The sequence below is a fragment of the Sporomusa sp. GT1 genome, from assembly GCF_014634905.1.
Lineage (GTDB): Bacteria > Bacillota > Negativicutes > Sporomusales > Sporomusaceae > Sporomusa > Sporomusa sphaeroides.
In genome coordinates, this window is the sequence record NZ_BMBX01000002.1 from 414,937 (window position 1) to 433,851 (window position 18,915).

Consider the following 18,915-nt stretch of genomic DNA (forward strand, 5'->3'; position numbering starts at 1 on the left):
AGCAGAGCGAAAACAGCTCTGGCGCCGCCTGCAAGGGCGGGAGTTTTGCTCGGCGGTTAACATAAACAGTACATCCATTCCGCAGGAGAAAAACGTTATGAAACAGTTGCGAATATACATCAGTAAATTGCTGATAGTGCTATGGTGCCTGATGCCGCTGGCCTCCCATGCCGGAGCCGGGGAAGACTATGAGGAGGCGAATACCTTATTGCTGGCGGCACGGGCTTGTCTGGCAATCTATAGTGACAGAACAGGCAGTCTTGCGTATGAGTATCTTGAGCAGGAAGGCTGGGAGATTCAGCCGTTCATAGCGGACGGTGATATTGATGATGCCCGGTTTCTGATAGCCAAAAAGGAACCGGCAGACGGTGGACAGCCGTTGTATATATTGGCAATTGCCGGTACGGAAACGCTTAAGAATGTGAAGACCAATCTGACGCTGGGGCAGGTGTATTTTTCCGGGCGCACACCGGAGGAGTTCGCCGCCAATGCTGCGCTGAAGCATATGCCTGACACGGTGCCCAAAGTGCATCATGGTTTCTATAAATATGTGGAGACAGCCTTTCAAGCCAAAGCAGCAACCAAGGACGACAGCACTCCCCGTCTGTTAAGTGAATTGCTGCTGGAAAATAAAGACCGGAAGGTATACCTGACAGGGCACAGCCTGGGAGGGGCGGCGGCCACTCTTGCCGGTGCACGCCTGTTAAGTCTGGGGGTACAGCCGGAACAAATTGAGGTAATTACTTTTGGTGCGCCGGCTGTCGGCAACCAGGCCTTTGTCGAGCAGTTTGCGCCGGTGCTGCCGGTAACCCGGGTGGTTATTCAGGGTGATCCGGTAACCGGGATTTTGCAGGGCTTGTCCGGCTATGAACAATTTGGGCGGGAAATCCTCTGGAATTCGCGGGAGGTTACCCATAAGGGGCAGCATGCGATGGTCGGCTATCTGGACGCCGCCATCAAGGAATATTATGATAAGCGCCACCAAGCAGAACAAACAGGGCTGCTGACGCTGCCTGTGAAACTGGCTGCAGCCGGCGCCCCAAGTGTTTATGTCAGTCCGGCCAGGAATGATCTGCCCAAAGAGCTGCAGCCGGAATTTTGGTATATGCAGCAGGCCATCTGGGATGAATATCGCAGAGTGCTGCCTGGCTACAGGCTGGCGGCTGCCGTTCCTGAAAGCGTTATGCGTGACCAGGCTGCCGCGCAGGGCTGTAATCTGCTGATAGTTCCGGAAATTAGCGCCCACAAGTTAAAAACAAGGAAAAACACTTATTATGTTACCTTAGATCAAACTGTGTATGATACTGCCACCGGCAGTATCCTGTATATGACCAGTTTCTCAACAAGCACCGACAATCTAACCCCCCTTGGGGCGCTTATTCATAATATCAGGGGCACTACTGCCGATAATGGCAAATGGCTGATCGCACCATCGGACTAAGGCCGATTGTCGTTGTGTCCGGGAGCGTTACTTAAGACCGGGAGGGAGAATCATGCAACGATATTCGGTTGAACAGGCGATAGCAGAATTTATTGCCGCAACACCGCTGAATGCTGCGGCGGAAATCGGACTGTCTGCCATTTATGACCGGCCGCTGGTGGGGGTGGCCTGGGCGGAGGATAGTTTATTTGCGTCATTACAGGCGGAGGAGGTTGTCGGGCCGCGGCATCTGCTGCCACGGGACTGGCTGCCTGCCGCCCGGTCGGTTGTTTCGTATTTCCTGCCCTTTTCCCGGCAGGTGCGGGAGGCCAACAGACAGGGTAAGCTGCCTGCAACCGAATGGCTGTATGCGCGGATTGAAGGCGAACTGGTTAACAATGCTTTGCGCAAGTTTCTGATAGAGTGGTTTGTGCAGGCCGGCTATCAGGCGGTAGCGCCGGGAATTGACGCCCGGCATGCTGTTGCTAACCGCAAGAGCAACTGGTCGGAGCGGCATGTTGCTTTTGTTGCCGGTTTAGGGACTTTTAGTCTGAACCGGTCGTTTATTACCAAAGCCGGTGCGGCAGGGCGGCTGGGAAGCATTATTGTCACCGCCGACCTGGCGGCGACGCTTCGTGAGTACCAAACCTATGACGAGTACTGCAGTAAATGCAACGCCTGTATTAAGCGCTGTCCGCCGCAAGCTATTGATACTACCGGCAAAAACAATGATATTTGCGCTAAGTTTCTTGACAGCATGGCAGAACGGTTCAAGCCCCGTTACGGCTGTGGCAAATGCCAGACTGCCGTACCCTGTGAAGCGGCGCTGCCGGTGTAACTATTCCCGTCTCTTGGCAGTGCCTTGCTAAAAGAACAATATTCTGCGATTTCGCTTGTAAACAAGAGATTTTTAGGTACAAACCAAAAGCCGTTTACCAAAACGGCACTTTTCATTACTTCCAAACTTTAATGTATTAAAGTAGAATAGAGTCAGTGGTTCGCCTGTGTTGAAAGTGTAAGCGCAGACGGTACCAAATACAGGGAGAGTGGAGGAGTAAAACAAGTGAAAAAATTAATTGCAGCCATGTTGGTGTTATTAGTGGCCGGTGTGCTGGTAGCCGGGTGCGGTGGAACCGAACAGAAAAAAATCGTGGTTGGCCTTGATGATAATTTTCCGCCCATGGGTTTTCGTGATGACAAAAATAACATCGTAGGTTTTGATGTTGATATGGCTAAAGAAGCCACCAAGCGGATGGGTGTGGCAGTGGAGTTCAAACCCATTGACTGGAACAGTAAAGAAGCCGAGCTTGGCGGCAAACGGGTGGATGTTCTGTGGAATGGCCTGACTATTACCGAAAAGCGTAAAGAAAATATTCTGTTTAGCAACGCTTATATGGAAAATCGCCAAATTATTGTTGTAGCGGCTAATTCACCGGTTAAAACCAAAGCCGATTTGGCCGGTAAGGTGATTGGCACCCAGGAAGGCAGCAGCAGTGTTGAAGCCATTGAAAAAGATGCTGCCACCATGCAATCGTTTAAAGAACTCAAAAAGTACGGCGATAATGTGGCCGCACTCATGGATTTGAAAACCGGACGTCTTGATGCCGTTGTTGTGGATGAAGTCGTGGGCCGTTACTACATAGCCAAAAAGCCGGGTGAATACAGTGTTCTTACCGAACATTTCGGTTCTGAGGAATATGGTGTGGGTCTGCGTAAAGATGATAAAGAACTGTCAGCCAAACTGCAAAAAGCCTTGGATGAAATGAAGAAAGATGGTACATCTGCTAAAATTTCTCAGCAGTGGTTTGGTGAAGATATTGTAAAGTAAGGAAGTAGCACATGGACTATATACTGGGCATATTGCCGCCGATGCTGGATGGCACGGTGGTAACGCTGCAAATGTTCTTCTCAACTATAATTCTATCGTTGCCGCTTGGTCTTTTCCTGGCCTTGGGCCGTATTTCGCGGTTTAAGGTATTGAGCGGTGCTGTCGGGGTGTATATCTGGCTGTTTAGGGGTACGCCTCTGATGCTGCAGCTGTTGTTTATCTATTTTGGTCTGCCTTTGCTGCCTTATATTGGCATCAGGCTGCCGGATTTTTCGGCAGCCTTGCTGGCTTTTGTTCTTAATTATGCTGCGTACTTTGCCGAGATATTCCGCGCAGGCATTCAGTCGATTGACCGTGGACAATATGAAGGCGCCAGAGTCCTGGGCATGAGCTATGTGCAGACCATGCAGCGGATTATCCTGCCACAGGTTATCAAACGGGTTCTGCCGCCTGTGAGCAATGAAACTATTACCCTGGTCAAAGATACCTCGCTCATCTATGTTTTGGCCATGAATGATTTGCTGAGAACAACCCGCGCCATCGTACAACGTGATTTTGATACCACGGCGTTTATTGTGGCAGGTGTGTTTTATCTGTTAATGACCCTGGTGCTTACCTGGATGTTTCAGAAACTGGAGCAGCGGTATGCTGTATATGACGAGTAGAGGTATGTAGTTATGAACATGATTAAGGCTATAAATATTTATAAACAATTCAATCACCTGGAAGTGCTTAAAGGCATTTCGCTGGAAGTTAACAAAGGCGAGGTAATTGCTATTATTGGCCCCTCCGGCTCCGGCAAGAGTACTTTTTTACGCTGTCTCAACCGTCTGGAAACCATTGACCAGGGTATCCTGGAAATAGGAGGAGATACTTTGGCGGCAAACGGTCCGGACGGTCAGGTGCGTTATGCGCCTGAAGCCGAGGCCAGACGAATTTGCCGGCGGATGGGCATGGTGTTTCAACAGTTCAATCTCTTTCCCCACCTGACAGTGCTGGAGAATCTGATTGAAGCGCCGATTACAGTCCAAGGAGTTAAACGGGATGATATTGTGCCGCAGGCTGAAGAACTGCTGAGCAAAGTAGGCTTGCTCGAAAAGCGGGATGTTTACCCCTCACGGCTGTCAGGCGGGCAGAAACAACGGGTAGCCATTGCCAGAGCGCTGGCGATGAACCCGGATATTATGCTGTTTGACGAACCGACCTCGGCCCTTGACCCGGAACTTACCGGCGAGGTGCTGAAAGCCATGCGGAAGCTGGCAGAGGAGCACATGACCATGATTGTTGTTACTCACGAAATGGCTTTTGCCCGCGAGGTAGCCAACCGTGTCATCTTTATGGATAATGGCGAAATTGTGGAACAAGGAACGCCGGAGGCGGTGTTCGGTTCGCCGTCCCAGCCCCGGACTCAGGCGTTTTTACAAAGAGTGGTATAGCCCGAGTGGCTTAGCCATTGGAAAAGCGGGATTGCTTCAAGCTATTATGAAGCAATCCCGCTTTGTTTTTGATACTATTAAATATTTAAATATTACTTTTGCTTACCGAATCAAACTCGTCGGCTATTTCTTTGGCCGGCGGGGTGTCCAGGAGGCTCACCACATAAATAGCCAGGCCGGACAAGATAAAGCCTGGCACGATTTCATAGAGCCCGAACAGTGCCAGCTGTTTCCAGACAAGCACCGTGATACCGCCGACGATAATTCCGGCCAATGCCCCATTGCGGGTCATGCGCTTCCAGAAGAGTGACAGGATCAGTGTCGGGCCGAACGCGGCGCCAAAACCAGCCCAGGCATAGGCAACCATGTCTAAGACAAAGTTATTGGGGTCTAAGCCGATTAGTACAGCGATTATGGTAACACCCACTACTGTTAGCCGGCTGACCCAGACAAGCTCTTTTTCGTCGGCAGTCTTCCGGATTAATGCTTTATAGAAATCCTGCGATACCGCCGAGGCAGTAACCAGCAGCTGGGAGGAAGCGGTGCTCATAATGGCGGCTAAAACGGCTGAGAGAATGAGACCGGCAAAGAAACTGGAAAATAGATCATGGGTCATTACCATAAACACCGTCTCAACCGCCGAACCTGCCAGCGGCTGCTTTAGATATACCCGGCCCACCATTCCGACCAGAACAGCGGCCGACAGTGACAGGATAACCCAGGTCATGGCGATATTGGTGGCTTGTTTGATTTGTGAAGATGACCGGATGGCCATAAATCTGACCAAAATGTGCGGCTGGCCAAAATAGCCAAGCCCCCAGGCCAGCAGCGATATAATAGCAATCAGTGACAAGGGTTTGCCGTCAGGGGTGGTAAACGGATTGAACATTTCAGGGTTGAGTGTGGATAAGGCCGCCGCTGTGGTTGCAGGACCGCCCATCATGAAGGCCGCTGTAATGGGTACCGCCAGGATAGCAAAGAACATCATGACGCCCTGGACAAAGTCTGTCCAGCAAACCGCCATAAAGCCGCCAAGAAAGGTGTAAAATACCACGACAAAAGCTCCCAGGAGCATAGCCCAGGTGTAAGGAATGCCAAATACGGTATTGAACAATTTCCCGCCGGCGACAAAACCGGAAGAGGTATAAATCAAGAAGAAAATAAGAATAAAGACCGCTGAGATAATCCGAAGCATTTGGGAGTTATCCCGGAATCTGTTTTGAAAATAATCAGGCACGGTCAGTGAATCATTGGCAATCTCCGTGTACTTGCGCAGCCGGGTGGCAATAAAGCGCCAGTTTGCCCAGGTCCCGATAATCAGGCCAAGCGCAATCCAGCCTGCCCCCAAACCTGCCACATAGGCATAGCCCGGCAGCCCCATAAGCATCCAGCCGCTCATATCAGAGGCTTCCGCGCTCATCGAAGTAACCCAGGCACCTAAGCGGCGGCCGCCCAAAATATAGTCAGACATATTTTGTTCTTTCCGCCAGTAATAGATGCCGATGGCCATCATTGTACCCAAGTAAACAACAAAGGCAATAATGACGCCACTATCCAATTCTAACATCGCTATATCCCCTCTCTACAATATGGTAAATGTGGTAAATATGGTAAAATTATATCGTGAAACTGTAAACATGTGCAAGTAAATACTTTTCCGGTACAGTATACACAGTATATAAAATTGGGTTTTGACAGGGCCGGCAGCTTTGCGATAAAATAAAGTAGTCTGCCAAGCCCAAATCCATAGTGTTCTTATCGCGAGATTTCCCGCCCAGCTTCGTTGTCGTCACCTTACATATGTCCGATATGTGCGGCTCCTCCGCCTTGCTGGACAAAAAATCTCGCGCAATTCATCCTATGGCTTTAGACTTGGCAGACTACCGGTATTTGCCAAATATTGCACAGGAGTATGTAAAGCATGAGTGTTTTAACTGTTGAAAATGTATCACATGGTTTTGGTGCCCGTACGATTCTGACCGAGGCGTCTTTTCGCCTGTTAAAAGGCGAGCATGTCGGTCTGATTGGCGCCAATGGTGAAGGAAAATCCACCTTTTTAAATATCATTACCGGCCAGTTAACGCCTGACGAAGGCAAAGTGGAATGGTCCAACCGCGTAACCGTGGGTTATCTTGACCAGCATTCGGTTTTGACCAAAGGCAAAACCATCCGCGATGTACTGCGGGAAGCCTTTCAAAATATGTTTGATCTGGAAGCGGAAATGCTGGGGCTGTACAATGAGATGGGCGAGGCCACACCCGAACAAGTGGAAAAAATGATGGAAGAAGTGGGCGAACTCCAGGATATGCTCGATCATGGCGGCTTCTATATGATTGATGCCAAAATCGAAGAGGTTGCCAACGGCCTGGGGTTAGGCAGCATTGGTCTTGACCGGGATGTTGCTGATCTCAGCGGCGGTCAGCGTACCAAAGTACTGTTGACCAAACTGCTGCTGCAAAATCCCACAATCCTTATTTTGGACGAACCTACTAACTACCTTGATTTTGAGCATATAGAATGGCTGAAAAAGTATCTGAAAAACTATGAAAACAGTTTCATTCTGGTATCTCACGATATTCCCTTTTTAAATGAAGTGGTCAATGTCATCTATCATGTGGAAAATGGCGTGCTTACCCGCTATACCGGCGACTATGAGCAGTTCCAGCAAATGTACGCCGTCAGAAAGAGTCAGGAAAATCGGGCCTATGAGCGCCAGCAGCAGGAAGTGGAACGGCTGGAGGATTTTATCGCCCGTAACAAGGCGCGGGTGGCGACCCGGGGCATGGCCAACAGCCGCCAGAAACGTCTGGACAAAATGGAGATATTGGAAAAACCGCGGGAAAAGCCCAAACCGACCTTCCAGTTTCGTGAAGCCCGGACGCCCAGCCGTTTTATTGTTGAGGCCAAAAACCTGGTGCTCGGCTATGATGAGCCTCTGACCAAGCCTGTGGATATTACGCTGGAACGCGGGCAAAAAGTGGCTATCCGGGGTGTCAATGGTCTGGGCAAGTCGACGCTGCTCAAGACCCTGTTGGGTCATATTCAGCCGGTTGAAGGCAAGGTTATGTTGGGCGACTATCTTTATCCGGGTTATTTCGAACAGGAATCCAGCCGCCATAATAACAATACGGCGATGGAGGAAGTGTGGGAGGAGTTCCCGGGGCTGACCAATTTTGAAGTCCGGGCGGCGTTAGCCCGCTGCGGTCTGACGAACGAGCACATCACCAGCCAAATGATGGTCTTAAGCGGCGGTGAGAGTGCCAAGGTCCGGCTGTGCAAGCTGATGCTCAAAGATATTAACTGGCTGGTTCTGGACGAACCGACCAACCACCTTGACCTTGAAGCCAAAGCTGAACTGAAACGGGCGTTGATGGAATTCAAGGGTACCATTTTGCTCGTATCCCATGAACCGGACTTTTATGAAGACTGGGTAACGGCTGTATGGAATGTGGAAAACTGGACAACTAAGATCGTATAAGCCAGACATAAAGGGGCAGGCTGCTTTCCGGACAAGCGATAAGCAGCCTGTCCTCTTATTGTCGAAATGTGGATTTTTAGGGGGAAATGTGGGTTTTCATAATGACTGTGATATGATATAATTCGAACTATATCATTAAAAACAAACCGAATGTTCGGCGTAGGAGGAAAAGAATTGTTTACATTACGTAATGTAGTGCAACCGGATACGCTGCCAGAGGCTTACAAAATATTGCGGGAAAAGAAGAGCAATACGATACTTGGCGGTTGTGCCTGGCTTCGTATGGGTTCTCAAATCATCCACACCGGCGTGGATCTAACGAAACTGGGACTTAACTATATCAATAACTGTACCGATCATATCGAGATCGGGGCCATGGCTACTTTGCGCGAGCTGGAAACCCACCAGGCGCTGCAGGAATATTGCGGCGGGGTAGTGCCTCAGGCTGTCAGCAATATTATCGGGGTACAATTCCGCAATGTTGCCACCGCCGGGGCGTCGGTATTTTCCCGGTATGGTTTTTCGGATTTGCTTACCATATTATTGGTACTGGATACCGAAATAGAATTATACGATGGCGGGCGTATGGGCTTGGCAGAATTTATGGACAGGCCCCGCACCAAAGATATTTTGACGAAAATCATTATTCACAAAACAGAGCGCCGGGCAGCCTATCAGGCGCTGCGTAACTCGGCCAGCGATTATCCTGTCCTTACGGCAGCGGTATCCCGGCTGGGAGCAGAGTGGCAGATTGCTGTCGGCGCGCGTCCCACCAAGGCCAGACTGGCGCTTGAGGCCGCTAAGCTGCTGCCGGGTGGCGACCTAACTGTGGCGGTAATGGAACAGGCTGCGCAGGCGGCAGCAACTGAGTTGCCTTTTGGCGACAATATGCGCGGGTCGGCAGAATACCGGCAGGCCATGTGCCAGGTGCTGGTTAAACGGGCAATCGCGGAGGTGGCGGCATGCAAATAGAAATCATCATCAATGGCCGGCGAACAGCCTTGGAAGTTCAGCCTGACGATTTCCTGGTGGATACGCTGCGCCAACAGGGGCTGTACAGTGTGCGAAGAGGCTGTGACACCACCTGCTGCGGTTTGTGCACCGTCTGGCTTGATGGCCAGCCGACACTTTCCTGCTCGCTATTATCATTTAGGGCGCATGGCAGGCAGATTACGACAATTGAGGGAGTGCCGTCCGAGGCGGAAAACTTTGCCCAATTCATGGCTGCCGAGGGTGCCGACCAATGTGGTTATTGCAGCCCGGGCTTTATTCTCACCGTGCTTGCCATGAAGCGGGAACTGGTTAATCCCACCGAGGCGCAGATTGTTCATTACCTGACAGGCAACCTGTGCCGCTGTACCGGCTATCAAGGGCAGCTTCGGGCTGTCAAGAAATATCTGGGGGTAACACCGTCATGAAATATGTAGGTAAAGGTTTAGCCAAAACAGACGCCATTGCCATCAGCACCGGCAAACCGGTATATACGGAAGATTTAGCGCCGGCCAACGCATTGGTGGTAAAAATCCTGAGAAGCCCTCATGCGTTTGCCCGGATTACAGCCATTGACACCAGCAAAGCCAAACTGGTTGCAGGGGTAGAATGCATTCTTACCTATAAAGATGTGCCGCAGGTACGGTTTACGCTGGCAGGCCAGTCCTACCCTGAGCCTTCACCATATGACCGGCTGATCCTTGATCCCATTGTGCGTTATGTCGGTGATGAAGTGGCCATTATTGCCGCTGTGGATGAAAAAGCTGCCAACGCCGCCATGAAACTGATCAAGGTCAGCTATGAGATTTTTGAACCGGTGCTTGATTTTGAACAAGCCATTGACCATACTTCGGTCGTTCACCCTGAGTCTGATCTCTTTTGTAACTTCCCGATCGGCATGGACAAGGAGCGCAACATTTGTTCCTCGCACACTGTCGCCGTCGGCGATGTTGAAGAGGAACTCAAAAAGTGTGACATTGTTATCGAGGAAACCTATTATACTCAGGCGCAGGCCCATGCCATGATGGAAACCTTCCGTTCCTTCACATATCTTGACCATGCCGGCAGACTGGTGATTGTCAGTTCCACCCAGGTGCCTTTCCACATCAGGCGGCATGTAGCCAGAGCACTGGAATTGCCAGCCAGCAAAGTGCGGGTGATCAAGCCGCGGATTGGCGGCGGTTTCGGTGGCAAGCAGACCGGTTCCGGTGATGTGTTTGCCGCCCTGGTCTCGCTCACCACCGGCAAACCGGCGATGTACATTTACAGCCGTACGGAAACCTTCAGCGCTACCACCAGCCGTCATGCCATGCGGCTTAAGGTCAGATTGGGAGCTGACAAGGAAGGTTTTATCCGGGCACTTGATATTGAAAACCTGTCAGATACCGGCGCTTATGGCGAACATTCGTCCACCACTTTTTCGGTATGTGGCGAGAAGACGCTGCCGCTGTACAATAAAACCCGGGCTGTGCGGTATCACGGACATGCCGTATATACCAACAAAATGCCGGCAGGAGCGCTCCGAGGCTATGGCGCCACGCAAGGCACATTTGCCCTGGAATCGGCTGTCAACCAGCTGGCTGCCCGGCTTTCCCTGGACCCGGCTGAGCTTAGGCTGAAAAACTTGATTAAAGAAGGCGAGACCTGCCTTATTTATCAGGGAAAAGTGCTTAACAGTTCCGCGCTTGACCGCTGTATTGCCAAAGGGAAGGAATTGATTGGCTGGAACGAAAAGTACCCCCGCCGGGAATTGCCTGACGGTAAAGTCCGGTCTGTCGGTATGGCGGTAACGATGCAGGGTTCCGGCATTGCCGGTATTGACACAGCCTCTATTGAAATACGTCTTTCCGATGCCGGTGAATATACCCTGTTGACAGGCTCAACCGATATGGGGACAGGCAGTGATACGGTATTGGCGCAAATTGCCGCCGAAGTCCTGCAAACTTTACCTGACAACATTGTTGTGCATGCCGCTGACACCGATGTTTCCCCCTATGATCCCGGCTCATATGCCTCCAGCACTGCCTATGTCACCGGCATGGCTGCCTTGCAAGCCGCCGAGGATTTAAAGCAGCAGATCATTGAGCAGGCGGCTAAGCTGCTTACCGTGACCCCGGCGGAAATTGACTTTGACGGTCAGGTGCTGCGAACAACTGACGGCAGTAAGTCGATGACGCTGGCAAAGCTGGCGGAAATCCAGGTGTTAGGGGCAGGCAAGCGGCAGCTGGTGGGCAATGCCACCTGCGGTTCGCCTATATCGCCGCCGCCGTTTATTGCCGGCTTTGTCGAGGTCGAGGTTGACCCCGCAACCGGTGTGGTTGAACTGCTTGACTATGTGGCGGTGGTGGACTGTGGCACCGTGCTTAACGCCAATCTGGCAAGGATTCAGGTAGAAGGCGGTATTGCTCAGGGTATTGGTATGGCGCTGTATGAAGATGTTCGCTACAGCCGCCGCGGCAAGATGCAGACCAATAACTTTATGCAGTATAAGATTCCCTGCCGCAAAGATGTCGGCAAAATTACGGTAGCCTTTGAAGCAAGCTATGAACCCACCGGCCCGTTTGGTGCCAAATCCATCGGTGAAGTGGTTATCAACACGCCGCCGCCGGCCATTGCCCATGCAGTATATAATGCGGTAGGCGCCAAAGTTACCCGGCTGCCGATAACCCCGGAAAGAGTATTTATGGGAATGAAAAGTCAGACAAAATAACGCGTACGCTTTTGCAGCAGGCAGGGTGTTATCAGAAAACATCTGCCTGCTGTAGTTGCCTGCCGCTTTTGCCGGCACACCACCTGATGGCAAAAATAGTTAGTACGGTAGTTAGAGATGCTGACAAAAGCGGAAAGTATAAGGAGGAGAATTTGTGCAAGACAATCAACTAAAACACCCTGTCGACGAGATGCTGCCCTTGGGACATTTGTTTACCTATGGGTTGCAGCATGTTTTGGCTATGTATGCCGGTGCGGTGGCTGTGCCGCTGATTATCGCCAATGCGCTGGGGTTGAGCCAGGAACAGCTGATTTATCTCATTAACGCGGATTTGTTCACCTGTGGTATTGCTACTTTGATTCAGACCCTGGGTTTTTGGAATATGGGGATTCGTATTCCTATTATCCAAGGAGTGACCTTTGCTGCGGTAACCCCGATGATCATCATTGGTCAGACTCATGGTTTAACTGGTATTTATGGTTCTGTTATTGTTGCCGGTATTGTGACCTATTTGATGAGTCCGTATTTTAGCCGTCTTATCCGTTTCTTCCCGCCGGTAGTGACAGGTACGATTATTACGATTATCGGTGTTACCCTAATGCCGGTGGCAGTACGCTGGGCGGCTGGCGGTAACCCGGCAGCTAAAGATTTTGCTTCTTTTTCATATATCTGTCTGGCACTTGTTACCTTGCTGCTGGTATTATTCTTCTACCGTTACTTTACAGGATTTTTAAGTAATATTGCTGTTCTTCTGGGACTTCTCTGCGGTACAGTGATCGCATCTTTGTTTGGCATGGTCAACTTCTCGCAGGTTGCCACAGCCAATTGGCTGGGAATTACCACCCCGTTTGCCTTTGGCCTGCCGACCTTTGACTTGGCTTCCATTGTCGCTATGATCCTGGTTATGCTGGTCGTTATGACCGAAACCACCGGTGACTGTATTGCCGTCGGCGAAATTATTGACAAGCCTGTTACGCAGGAAGATTTGACCCGCGGGCTCAGGGCTGACGGTTTTTCGACCATCCTGGGCGGTATTTTGAATAGCTTCCCCTATACGGCGTTTGCCCAAAACGTAGGCCTGGTCGGTTTGACCAGAGTAAAAAGCCGCTTTGTAGTGGCTGCCGCCGGTGCCATTTTAGTTATCCTGGGCTTGTTCCCTAAATTCGCCGCTGTAGTTGCCGCCATCCCCAATCCGGTATTGGGTGGCGCCGGTATTGCCATGTTCGGCATGGTGGCAGCCAGTGGGATTAAAACCTTGTCTAAGGTTCAATTTGACGGTACTCATAATATTATGGTAATTGCCATAAGTATGGGAGTTGGCATGATTACCCTGGCTGTCCCCAATTTCTATCACCAATTCCCCAGTTGGGCGCAGGTAATCCTACATAGCGGCATCACGGCCGGCAGTGTGGCGGCCATTATTCTGAATGCTGTCCTTAACGGCACCAATAAACCGGCTGAAGCGGCCATTGGCAAGCAGGAATATATTGGCTAACTAGAGAAAAACTAAAGGCGACAACCGAAATGCCGGTTGCCGTCTTTAATCCTTTAGAAGGGTAGTAGTAATAATGGACAAGATAGTCATAGTCAAAGGTGGCGGCGATATTGCCACAGGCATTGCCCATCGTCTGCACACGAGTCACTTTGCTGTAGTAATTTTGGAAATAGCTAACCCTACCGCCGTGCGGCGGACGGTTTCCTTTGCTCAGGCCGTAATACAAAATGCACCGGTGACGGTGGAAGCAGTGACAGCCGAATTAGCCACGCTTGCTGCAGTGCCGGAAAAGTTAGCCGCCGGCCGGATTCCGGTGCTGTTGGCTTCAGAGCCGCAAGAAGTACAACAGGTAATTGCTACCCTGAAGCCGGTGGCGATTGTTGACGCCATTTTGGCAAAACGCAACACAGGCACCCGCATCACCGATGCACCGGTAGTGATTGGCGCCGGACCGGGCTTTACCGCCGGCGAGGATGTTCATGCCGTAGTGGAAACCATGCGGGGCCATGATTTGGGCCGGGTCATCTATCACGGTACAGCCATTGCCAATACCGGCATCCCGGGTGAAGTGGGCGGCTTTACCATCGAACGGCTGGTCCGGTCGCCGGCGGACGGTGTGTTTGTGGCTTGCCGTGAAATCGGCGATACCGTAGCCGCAGGTGATATTGTCGGGCATGTAGGCGACACTGCCGTTAAAGTTAATATTGCCGGTATCTTGCGCGGTTTGCTGCAAAGCCAACTTACTGTTACCAGAAAAATGAAAATAGGTGATGTTGACCCGCGCTGCTGCCCGGAACATTGTTTTACCATCTCAGATAAGGCCAGAGCCGTTGGCGGCGGCGTACTGGAAGCCTTATTGCATTTGCGGGGGAACCATGGATAAGGATATTCTTTTCAAGCTTGCAGAATGTGCGCAGCAGGCGCAGCCTGCCGATATAATTACCCTTGTCGGCACACCGCCGGACAAGCATAATGCTGCCGGCAGCACGCTGGTCATTACCGCGGACTATACCGGCGGGCGCCTTATCGATGAGACTTTTACCAGGCTGGTTATTGACAAGGTAACCGCCACTGCCACCCCCTGGACCAAGCCCTTGCTTTTCGAAATCACGTATGCCGGAAACCAATACCGCTTGTTCTGGGATAAAATTTCCCGGCGGCGGTCGGCTTTGGTGCTGGGAGCAGGCCATATCAGCCAGCCGCTTACGGAGTTTTTGGCCAAAGTTGGTTATGCCGTTACGGTAGTGGATGACCGTCCCGATTTTGCCAACCGGACCCGCTTTCCGCAGGCTGAGCAGGTGGTGTGCCGGCCATTTGGCCGGGCTTTGACCGAACTGGCCCTGGCAGGTTTTGGCGCCATCATTATTGTTACCCGTGGTCATCGTTCAGACATGGAGTGTATCAGGGCGGTGATTACCCAGCCTGCATCCTATATTGGCATGATTGGCAGCCAGGGGCGGGTGCGGGGGGCGATGAAGACTCTCCTGGAAGAAGGTTTTGGCCGTGAGGCGGTAGACCGGCTGCGGGCGCCTATCGGGCTGGATATCGGTGCCGAAACGCCGGAGGAGATTGCCCTTAGTATTGTTGCGGAAATGGTAGCTGTTGACAGAAACGCCAATTGCCGTCCGCTGAGTGACAAGTGGAGGTACAAACATGGATGATACTATGGTTGAGGCTATTTGTGAGGCAAAGCAGGCAGGCTGGAAAGCAGCACTTGTTACTATTATTGCCACCCGCGGCTCCACGCCGCGCAAGGCCGGTGCCAGAATGCTGGTCTATCCTGATGGCCGCGTATTTGGTACCATCGGCGGCGGTTGCGCCGAAGCGGAGGCAAAACTGCAGGCGCTAACCGCGCTTGATGACAACCGGTCATCCATCTATAATGTGTCGATGACCGGCGATACAGCCGCGGACGAAGGTATGGCCTGCGGCGGGATTATGGAAGTATTTATTCAGGTGGTGTGAGCTATGCTCTGGGATGCACTGGGAATTACCCTGCCGGGCATGATTGCCTGTGTCGGTGCCGGCGGCAAGACCTCGCTGCTGCAGTCGCTGGCTAAGAGCGCCGGGCAGCAGGGCCGGCCGGTTTTGCTTACCGCAACCACGAAGATGTTTTATAACCAGGTGGCGGATTTTCAGCCGGTAGTGACAGACGATTATGCGGCAGGCCAGGAAAAAGTAGTCGAGGCACTAAAGTCAGGGAAAATAATCGCGTGGCTGTCCAGGCAAAATGGCGGCAAGGTTCTGGGGCTGCCGCCAGAGTGGCTTGCCAAGCTGGCAGCCGAGGTGCCTGCTGCTTATATTCTGGTAGAAGCCGACGGGGCCCGCTGCTCAAAGATCAAGGCGCCGGCGCCCCATGAACCGGTTATTCCTGCCGGTACTGCTATGACTGTCGGTGTGTTGAATCTGAGCACGCTGGGGCAGCCCTTAACGGCGGACAATGCTCACCGCCTGGATTTGGTAGCCGCCATTATTAGCAAGCAAGCGGGTGAGGTTGTTGACTGGCAGGATATAGCCCGCCTGGCGGTGCACTGGCAGGGGATTTTTCAGCATGCCCGGGGAACCAAGGTGCTGCTGCTAAGTGGCGGCGATATCGCTGCACAGGTCGCGGCGGCGCAAATTGCCGGGTATTGCAAGCTAGCCAAAGCCAACATTGAGCGGGTAGTGGTGACAGCCGGTTATGGCTGTTCCATGAAGCCGCTTGCGGTGTACCGGTTATGATACCGGTTGGTGCAGTAATCTTAGCGGCCGGAACCGCCAGCCGCATGGGAAAACAAAAACTGCTGCTGCCTTTAGCCGGCAAGCCCCTGATGGCCCATGTGCTCGGCACGGTTCATAGCCTGCCATGGGCGGCAAGTATTGCTGTTATTGGCGAGCCTGAGAGCGAACTGGCCGAATTATGCCGCCAATACCAGATAAGGTCGGTTTTTAATGCCAACAGGCACTGCGGTCAGGCTTCCTCCCTTGTTCTGGCCCTGCAAATGCTGCCGCAGCAGCTGGCAGGCATTATGTTCTTTTTGGGCGACCAGCCACTGGTATCCGGTGCCTTGATTGAAGCCATACTGGCGAAATTCAGGCAGGCCGCGAGCGACAAGGCGATTGTGGTGCCCTGCTGTCAGGGACAGCGCTACAGCCCGGTATTGTTTGGCAGCCATTGGCGTGACGGTCTGTCAGCTTTAACCGGTGATACCGGCGGGCGGCAGCTTATGCGTAATAACCCGGAATGGGTCAGTGAAGTGGACTGGCCTGAGCCTGCTTGCTTTTTGGACGCCGATACCTGGGAAGAATATATGAAGCTGAAAACGTTGGCTGAAGGATAATTTTTTGCAGTGTGTTGTTACTATATGACATTTTTCGAATTGAATAGCTTTTGACATAATGGCAAATACTATACACAGGCTTCCAAAAATTATGATGGAGGTGGCTGTATATGGGTAAAGTGATGTCAGAAGAAACCAAATATAAATTAGCGCATGAGCTCGGTTTTGGTGAAAAAGTCGAGGACGGCAACTGGGACGATGTTACAACAGGTGAAGTTGGCTCCATGGTCAGAGAAGCCATTAAACGTGGTGAAGAGGCGATGGCGGCAGAAGCGAAAGCCAATGGAGAAATTCATCAGAACGCGAAATAGAAATAAAGGAAGCTGGCCTGAAGTGATTACTTCGGGCCAGCTTTTTTATACAAAATCAGATAATATCGGCTAATATGCACACTACACATATATTAGACGATTAAGTCAATTACGCTTTTACCGCCAAGAAACGGGACATTCTTTGTGCTTCTTTTATTATTGCATTTTAAAGCAAAATGTACGTCCTCCTTGCTTTTCCCCTTGCGTTTTTTACTTTGAATTCGTAATAAGAAGCGTAGTGAGGACAAGTAGGGATGTTCCTCATAACAATGTGGAAGAAGCAAGGGGACAGTCCGAAACCACTGATATATCCATGTTTTTTAGCTTATCTGCATAAATAGCGGAGTTAATCTGTGATATGCTATAAAATTGGCTATTTGCTTCCAAAATACATGGTCACAAAAGGATAGTAGTGCTGCTATCCTTTTAAGATTCACGGCTAAGGCCGTTAATTTGGCTTGCATTGACATGCTTTTTAGACCGTACCCTCGGGCACGATCTAATCCGTGGAAACGCTTCATTTCCCCATTTTTCCACTCATGACTGGCTCGTTTTTTGTACTTAAGCTTGAACTGAGTAGTCTTAGTCATTTGACTATGTTCATAATATTGAGCATTATGTTCACCGACGCCTAGTACTTTTTTCTTAACGTTTTTGCCTGCACATTCGAGTAGTTTGGGGCATTGAATACACTGTGATTTATCAAAATGATATTTATAGATGTTACTTCTATTTTTATATTTTTGATACACCTTTTTATAGGTGTTATTACCCATCTCACAAAACCATTGATCACTGTCTTTATTGTAAGTAAATCTGCCCTCGTCTATTTTGTAGACGCAAGGATTTACTGGAATGATAGCTTCAACTGAATCGGTTTGTAGGGTATCTAAAATTGTTTTTCGAAAATAAGCTTTATCTCCATACACCTCTTGTATGGTCAATCCACATGCTTTACTTCGCTGATAGAGTTCATCAAATTTGCTACCATCTACATAGGCACCGTTATCAACTGTTACTGCGGTAATAATCCTCGCTTCTGGAATCATTGCAAATTCTACTTTATATCCGTAAAAACTGTCTGTTTGCGATTTGTACCCCACACGAGCATCTTTATCTACAAGTGACCGGATTCCTTTTTGCGCGATAAATTTAGGATCTTGTAATACTTCCTTTGCTTCGTTAACAGCTTTTTGACTGCTGGGCAGAATGGAGAGATCTACATGGTTTTCCGCTTTACTGATTATGGTTTCTAAATATGTTTTCATAATCTGCTTCGCTTCGTTGTGGTCCTCTATGAGCTTGTAGTTAGGAACTTCGCCAATTAGCTCAGATGGGATTTCTCCGTTTTCTTCCTCAATAGCCTTTATGATTCTTCTGGCTAGATGCTTCATGATTCTTTCTGGTACTTTTTTTATTGTATTGGCATGGGTGTGAGTAGCGTCCATGCTCAGTCCGGTCCCTTTTATAATGCCTTTTTCTATACACTGGCGGACTACTTCCTGAATAATATCATCCACACTTGTTTCTTTTAATCGTTGTCTCCTAAACTTGGTAAGTAGACTGGCTTCTGGCAAATCATCTTCGGGATTTAGTCCCAAAAACCACATATAGGCTAAGTTTAGTTTAGCTTCTTCAATGACTCTAACATCGGATAAGTTATATAGATATTGCAAAATAAGTAACTTTGCTAGCATTTCCGGCTCTTTAGCAGGCCGCCCCAGGTGCTTACAGTATGAATCTTTCAGTAAATCGTTAATGAAACTAAAATCAACATGGGCTCCAATTGTCTTCAGAATATGGTCATTGGGAATTCTGTCATATAACACGCTATATATACTTAATTGGTGAGGCACATGTCTAAGCAAAGCAAATCCCTCCTTTCCGGCAAATATCTACAGTTATATTTTACCATAATAGAGGGATG

Annotated in this window: 18 protein-coding genes; 16 read left to right on the forward strand and 2 right to left on the reverse strand. The window is 50.3% G+C overall.

The features are described 5' to 3' along the window. Nucleotides 1-97 precede the first annotated feature (97 nt). The 5 genes from GT1_RS05370 to GT1_RS05390 all read left to right on the forward strand — a co-directional run bounded on the left by GT1_RS05370 (nt 98) and on the right by GT1_RS05390 (nt 4,684). Nucleotides 98-1,441, forward strand: a complete 1,344-nt coding sequence (locus GT1_RS05370) for a lipase family protein (protein ID WP_188397859.1) — start codon at nt 98-100, stop codon at nt 1,439-1,441. Between the two features lie 52 nt (nt 1,442-1,493). Continuing rightward, on the forward strand, nt 1,494-2,258 hold the full coding sequence (locus tag GT1_RS05375; protein ID WP_188397860.1) for an epoxyqueuosine reductase: 765 nt from the start codon (nt 1,494-1,496) through the stop codon (nt 2,256-2,258). Nucleotides 2,259-2,483: 225 nt separating this feature from the next. Further along, on the forward strand, nt 2,484-3,248 hold the full coding sequence (locus GT1_RS05380; RefSeq protein WP_188397861.1) for an amino acid ABC transporter substrate-binding protein: 765 nt from the start codon (nt 2,484-2,486) through the stop codon (nt 3,246-3,248). An 11-nt stretch (nt 3,249-3,259) separates the two neighbouring features. Then, entirely contained in the window at nt 3,260-3,913 is a 654-nt protein-coding gene (locus GT1_RS05385) for an amino acid ABC transporter permease (protein ID WP_075757003.1), read from the forward strand. 12 nt (nt 3,914-3,925) lie between these two features. Further along, a complete protein-coding gene (locus tag GT1_RS05390) occupies nt 3,926-4,684 on the forward strand; it encodes an amino acid ABC transporter ATP-binding protein (protein WP_304626359.1) in 759 nt (252 codons plus the stop codon). A gap of 85 nt (nt 4,685-4,769) precedes the next feature. On the opposite strand, the gene putP is transcribed toward GT1_RS05390, so the two are convergent. Beyond that, nucleotides 4,770-6,251 (reverse strand): sodium/proline symporter PutP, encoded by a 1,482-nt coding sequence (gene putP, locus GT1_RS05395; RefSeq protein WP_304626360.1) that lies wholly within the window; start codon nt 6,249-6,251, stop codon nt 4,770-4,772. Between the two features lie 354 nt (nt 6,252-6,605). Between putP and GT1_RS05400 the strand changes: the two genes are divergently transcribed. From GT1_RS05400 to GT1_RS05450, 11 genes are all read left to right on the forward strand, one after another. Next, complete coding sequence (locus GT1_RS05400) at nt 6,606-8,162, forward strand: ABC-F family ATP-binding cassette domain-containing protein (RefSeq protein ID WP_075757006.1); 1,557 nt, start codon at nt 6,606-6,608, stop codon at nt 8,160-8,162. Between the two features lie 174 nt (nt 8,163-8,336). After that, a complete protein-coding gene (locus GT1_RS05405; RefSeq protein WP_188397862.1) occupies nt 8,337-9,134 on the forward strand; it encodes a xanthine dehydrogenase family protein subunit M in 798 nt (265 codons plus the stop codon). Continuing rightward, nucleotides 9,125-9,580 (forward strand): (2Fe-2S)-binding protein, encoded by a 456-nt coding sequence (locus GT1_RS05410; protein ID WP_075757008.1) that lies wholly within the window; start codon nt 9,125-9,127, stop codon nt 9,578-9,580. Before GT1_RS05405 ends, GT1_RS05410 begins: the two co-directional genes overlap by 10 nt. Next, on the forward strand, nt 9,577-11,862 hold the full coding sequence (locus GT1_RS05415; protein WP_188397863.1) for a xanthine dehydrogenase family protein molybdopterin-binding subunit: 2,286 nt from the start codon (nt 9,577-9,579) through the stop codon (nt 11,860-11,862). The genes GT1_RS05410 and GT1_RS05415 overlap by 4 nt, the downstream gene beginning before the upstream one ends. 190 nt (nt 11,863-12,052) lie before the next feature. Continuing rightward, nucleotides 12,053-13,357, forward strand: a complete 1,305-nt coding sequence (locus GT1_RS05420) for a nucleobase:cation symporter-2 family protein (protein ID WP_083945670.1) — start codon at nt 12,053-12,055, stop codon at nt 13,355-13,357. A 73-nt stretch (nt 13,358-13,430) separates the two neighbouring features. Then, nucleotides 13,431-14,240 carry a selenium-dependent molybdenum cofactor biosynthesis protein YqeB gene (gene yqeB, locus GT1_RS05425; protein ID WP_075757011.1) on the forward strand — a complete coding sequence of 270 codons (810 nt, stop codon included), beginning with the start codon at nt 13,431-13,433 and terminating at the stop codon, nt 14,238-14,240. Further along, nucleotides 14,233-15,018 carry an XdhC family protein gene (locus GT1_RS05430; protein ID WP_188397864.1) on the forward strand — a complete coding sequence of 262 codons (786 nt, stop codon included), beginning with the start codon at nt 14,233-14,235 and terminating at the stop codon, nt 15,016-15,018. The genes yqeB and GT1_RS05430 overlap by 8 nt, the downstream gene beginning before the upstream one ends. Continuing rightward, a complete protein-coding gene (locus GT1_RS05435; protein WP_188397865.1) occupies nt 15,011-15,322 on the forward strand; it encodes an XdhC family protein in 312 nt (103 codons plus the stop codon). The genes GT1_RS05430 and GT1_RS05435 overlap by 8 nt, the downstream gene beginning before the upstream one ends. Before the next feature lie 3 nt (nt 15,323-15,325). After that, the gene (gene yqeC, locus GT1_RS05440; RefSeq protein ID WP_188397866.1) at nt 15,326-16,078 is read left to right on the forward strand and encodes a selenium cofactor biosynthesis protein YqeC; all 753 of its coding nucleotides are present in this window, start codon (nt 15,326-15,328) and stop codon (nt 16,076-16,078) included. Continuing rightward, nucleotides 16,075-16,677 (forward strand): NTP transferase domain-containing protein, encoded by a 603-nt coding sequence (locus GT1_RS05445; protein ID WP_223226067.1) that lies wholly within the window; start codon nt 16,075-16,077, stop codon nt 16,675-16,677. The genes yqeC and GT1_RS05445 overlap by 4 nt, the downstream gene beginning before the upstream one ends. Nucleotides 16,678-16,787: 110 nt before the next feature. After that, entirely contained in the window at nt 16,788-16,988 is a 201-nt protein-coding gene (locus GT1_RS05450; protein ID WP_075757016.1) for a small, acid-soluble spore protein, alpha/beta type, read from the forward strand. A 320-nt stretch (nt 16,989-17,308) separates the two neighbouring features. Here GT1_RS05450 and GT1_RS05455 read toward each other — a convergent pair whose 3' ends face one another. Next, the gene (locus GT1_RS05455; protein WP_188397868.1) at nt 17,309-18,856 is read right to left on the reverse strand and encodes an IS1182 family transposase; all 1,548 of its coding nucleotides are present in this window, start codon (nt 18,854-18,856) and stop codon (nt 17,309-17,311) included. Nucleotides 18,857-18,915 lie beyond the last annotated feature (59 nt).

What these genes read in the sequence shown, in the direction of transcription:
- putP (WP_304626360.1), bottom strand. Translation starts at nt 6,251, where the DNA reads ATGTTAGAATTGGATAGTGGCGTCATTATTGCCTTTGTTGTTTACTTG.
- yqeC (WP_188397866.1), top strand. Translation starts at nt 15,326, where the DNA reads ATGCTCTGGGATGCACTGGGAATTACCCTGCCGGGCATGATTGCCTGT.
- GT1_RS05410 (WP_075757008.1), top strand. Translation starts at nt 9,125, where the DNA reads ATGCAAATAGAAATCATCATCAATGGCCGGCGAACAGCCTTGGAAGTT.
- GT1_RS05450 (WP_075757016.1), top strand. Translation starts at nt 16,788, where the DNA reads ATGGGTAAAGTGATGTCAGAAGAAACCAAATATAAATTAGCGCATGAG.
- GT1_RS05385 (WP_075757003.1), top strand. Translation starts at nt 3,260, where the DNA reads ATGGACTATATACTGGGCATATTGCCGCCGATGCTGGATGGCACGGTG.
- GT1_RS05430 (WP_188397864.1), top strand. Translation starts at nt 14,233, where the DNA reads ATGGATAAGGATATTCTTTTCAAGCTTGCAGAATGTGCGCAGCAGGCG.
- GT1_RS05400 (WP_075757006.1), top strand. Translation starts at nt 6,606, where the DNA reads ATGAGTGTTTTAACTGTTGAAAATGTATCACATGGTTTTGGTGCCCGT.
- GT1_RS05445 (WP_223226067.1), top strand. Translation starts at nt 16,075, where the DNA reads ATGATACCGGTTGGTGCAGTAATCTTAGCGGCCGGAACCGCCAGCCGC.
- GT1_RS05415 (WP_188397863.1), top strand. Translation starts at nt 9,577, where the DNA reads ATGAAATATGTAGGTAAAGGTTTAGCCAAAACAGACGCCATTGCCATC.
- yqeB (WP_075757011.1), top strand. Translation starts at nt 13,431, where the DNA reads ATGGACAAGATAGTCATAGTCAAAGGTGGCGGCGATATTGCCACAGGC.
- GT1_RS05435 (WP_188397865.1), top strand. Translation starts at nt 15,011, where the DNA reads ATGGATGATACTATGGTTGAGGCTATTTGTGAGGCAAAGCAGGCAGGC.
- GT1_RS05375 (WP_188397860.1), top strand. Translation starts at nt 1,494, where the DNA reads ATGCAACGATATTCGGTTGAACAGGCGATAGCAGAATTTATTGCCGCA.
- GT1_RS05420 (WP_083945670.1), top strand. Translation starts at nt 12,053, where the DNA reads ATGCTGCCCTTGGGACATTTGTTTACCTATGGGTTGCAGCATGTTTTG.
- GT1_RS05390 (WP_304626359.1), top strand. Translation starts at nt 3,926, where the DNA reads ATGAACATGATTAAGGCTATAAATATTTATAAACAATTCAATCACCTG.
- GT1_RS05370 (WP_188397859.1), top strand. Translation starts at nt 98, where the DNA reads ATGAAACAGTTGCGAATATACATCAGTAAATTGCTGATAGTGCTATGG.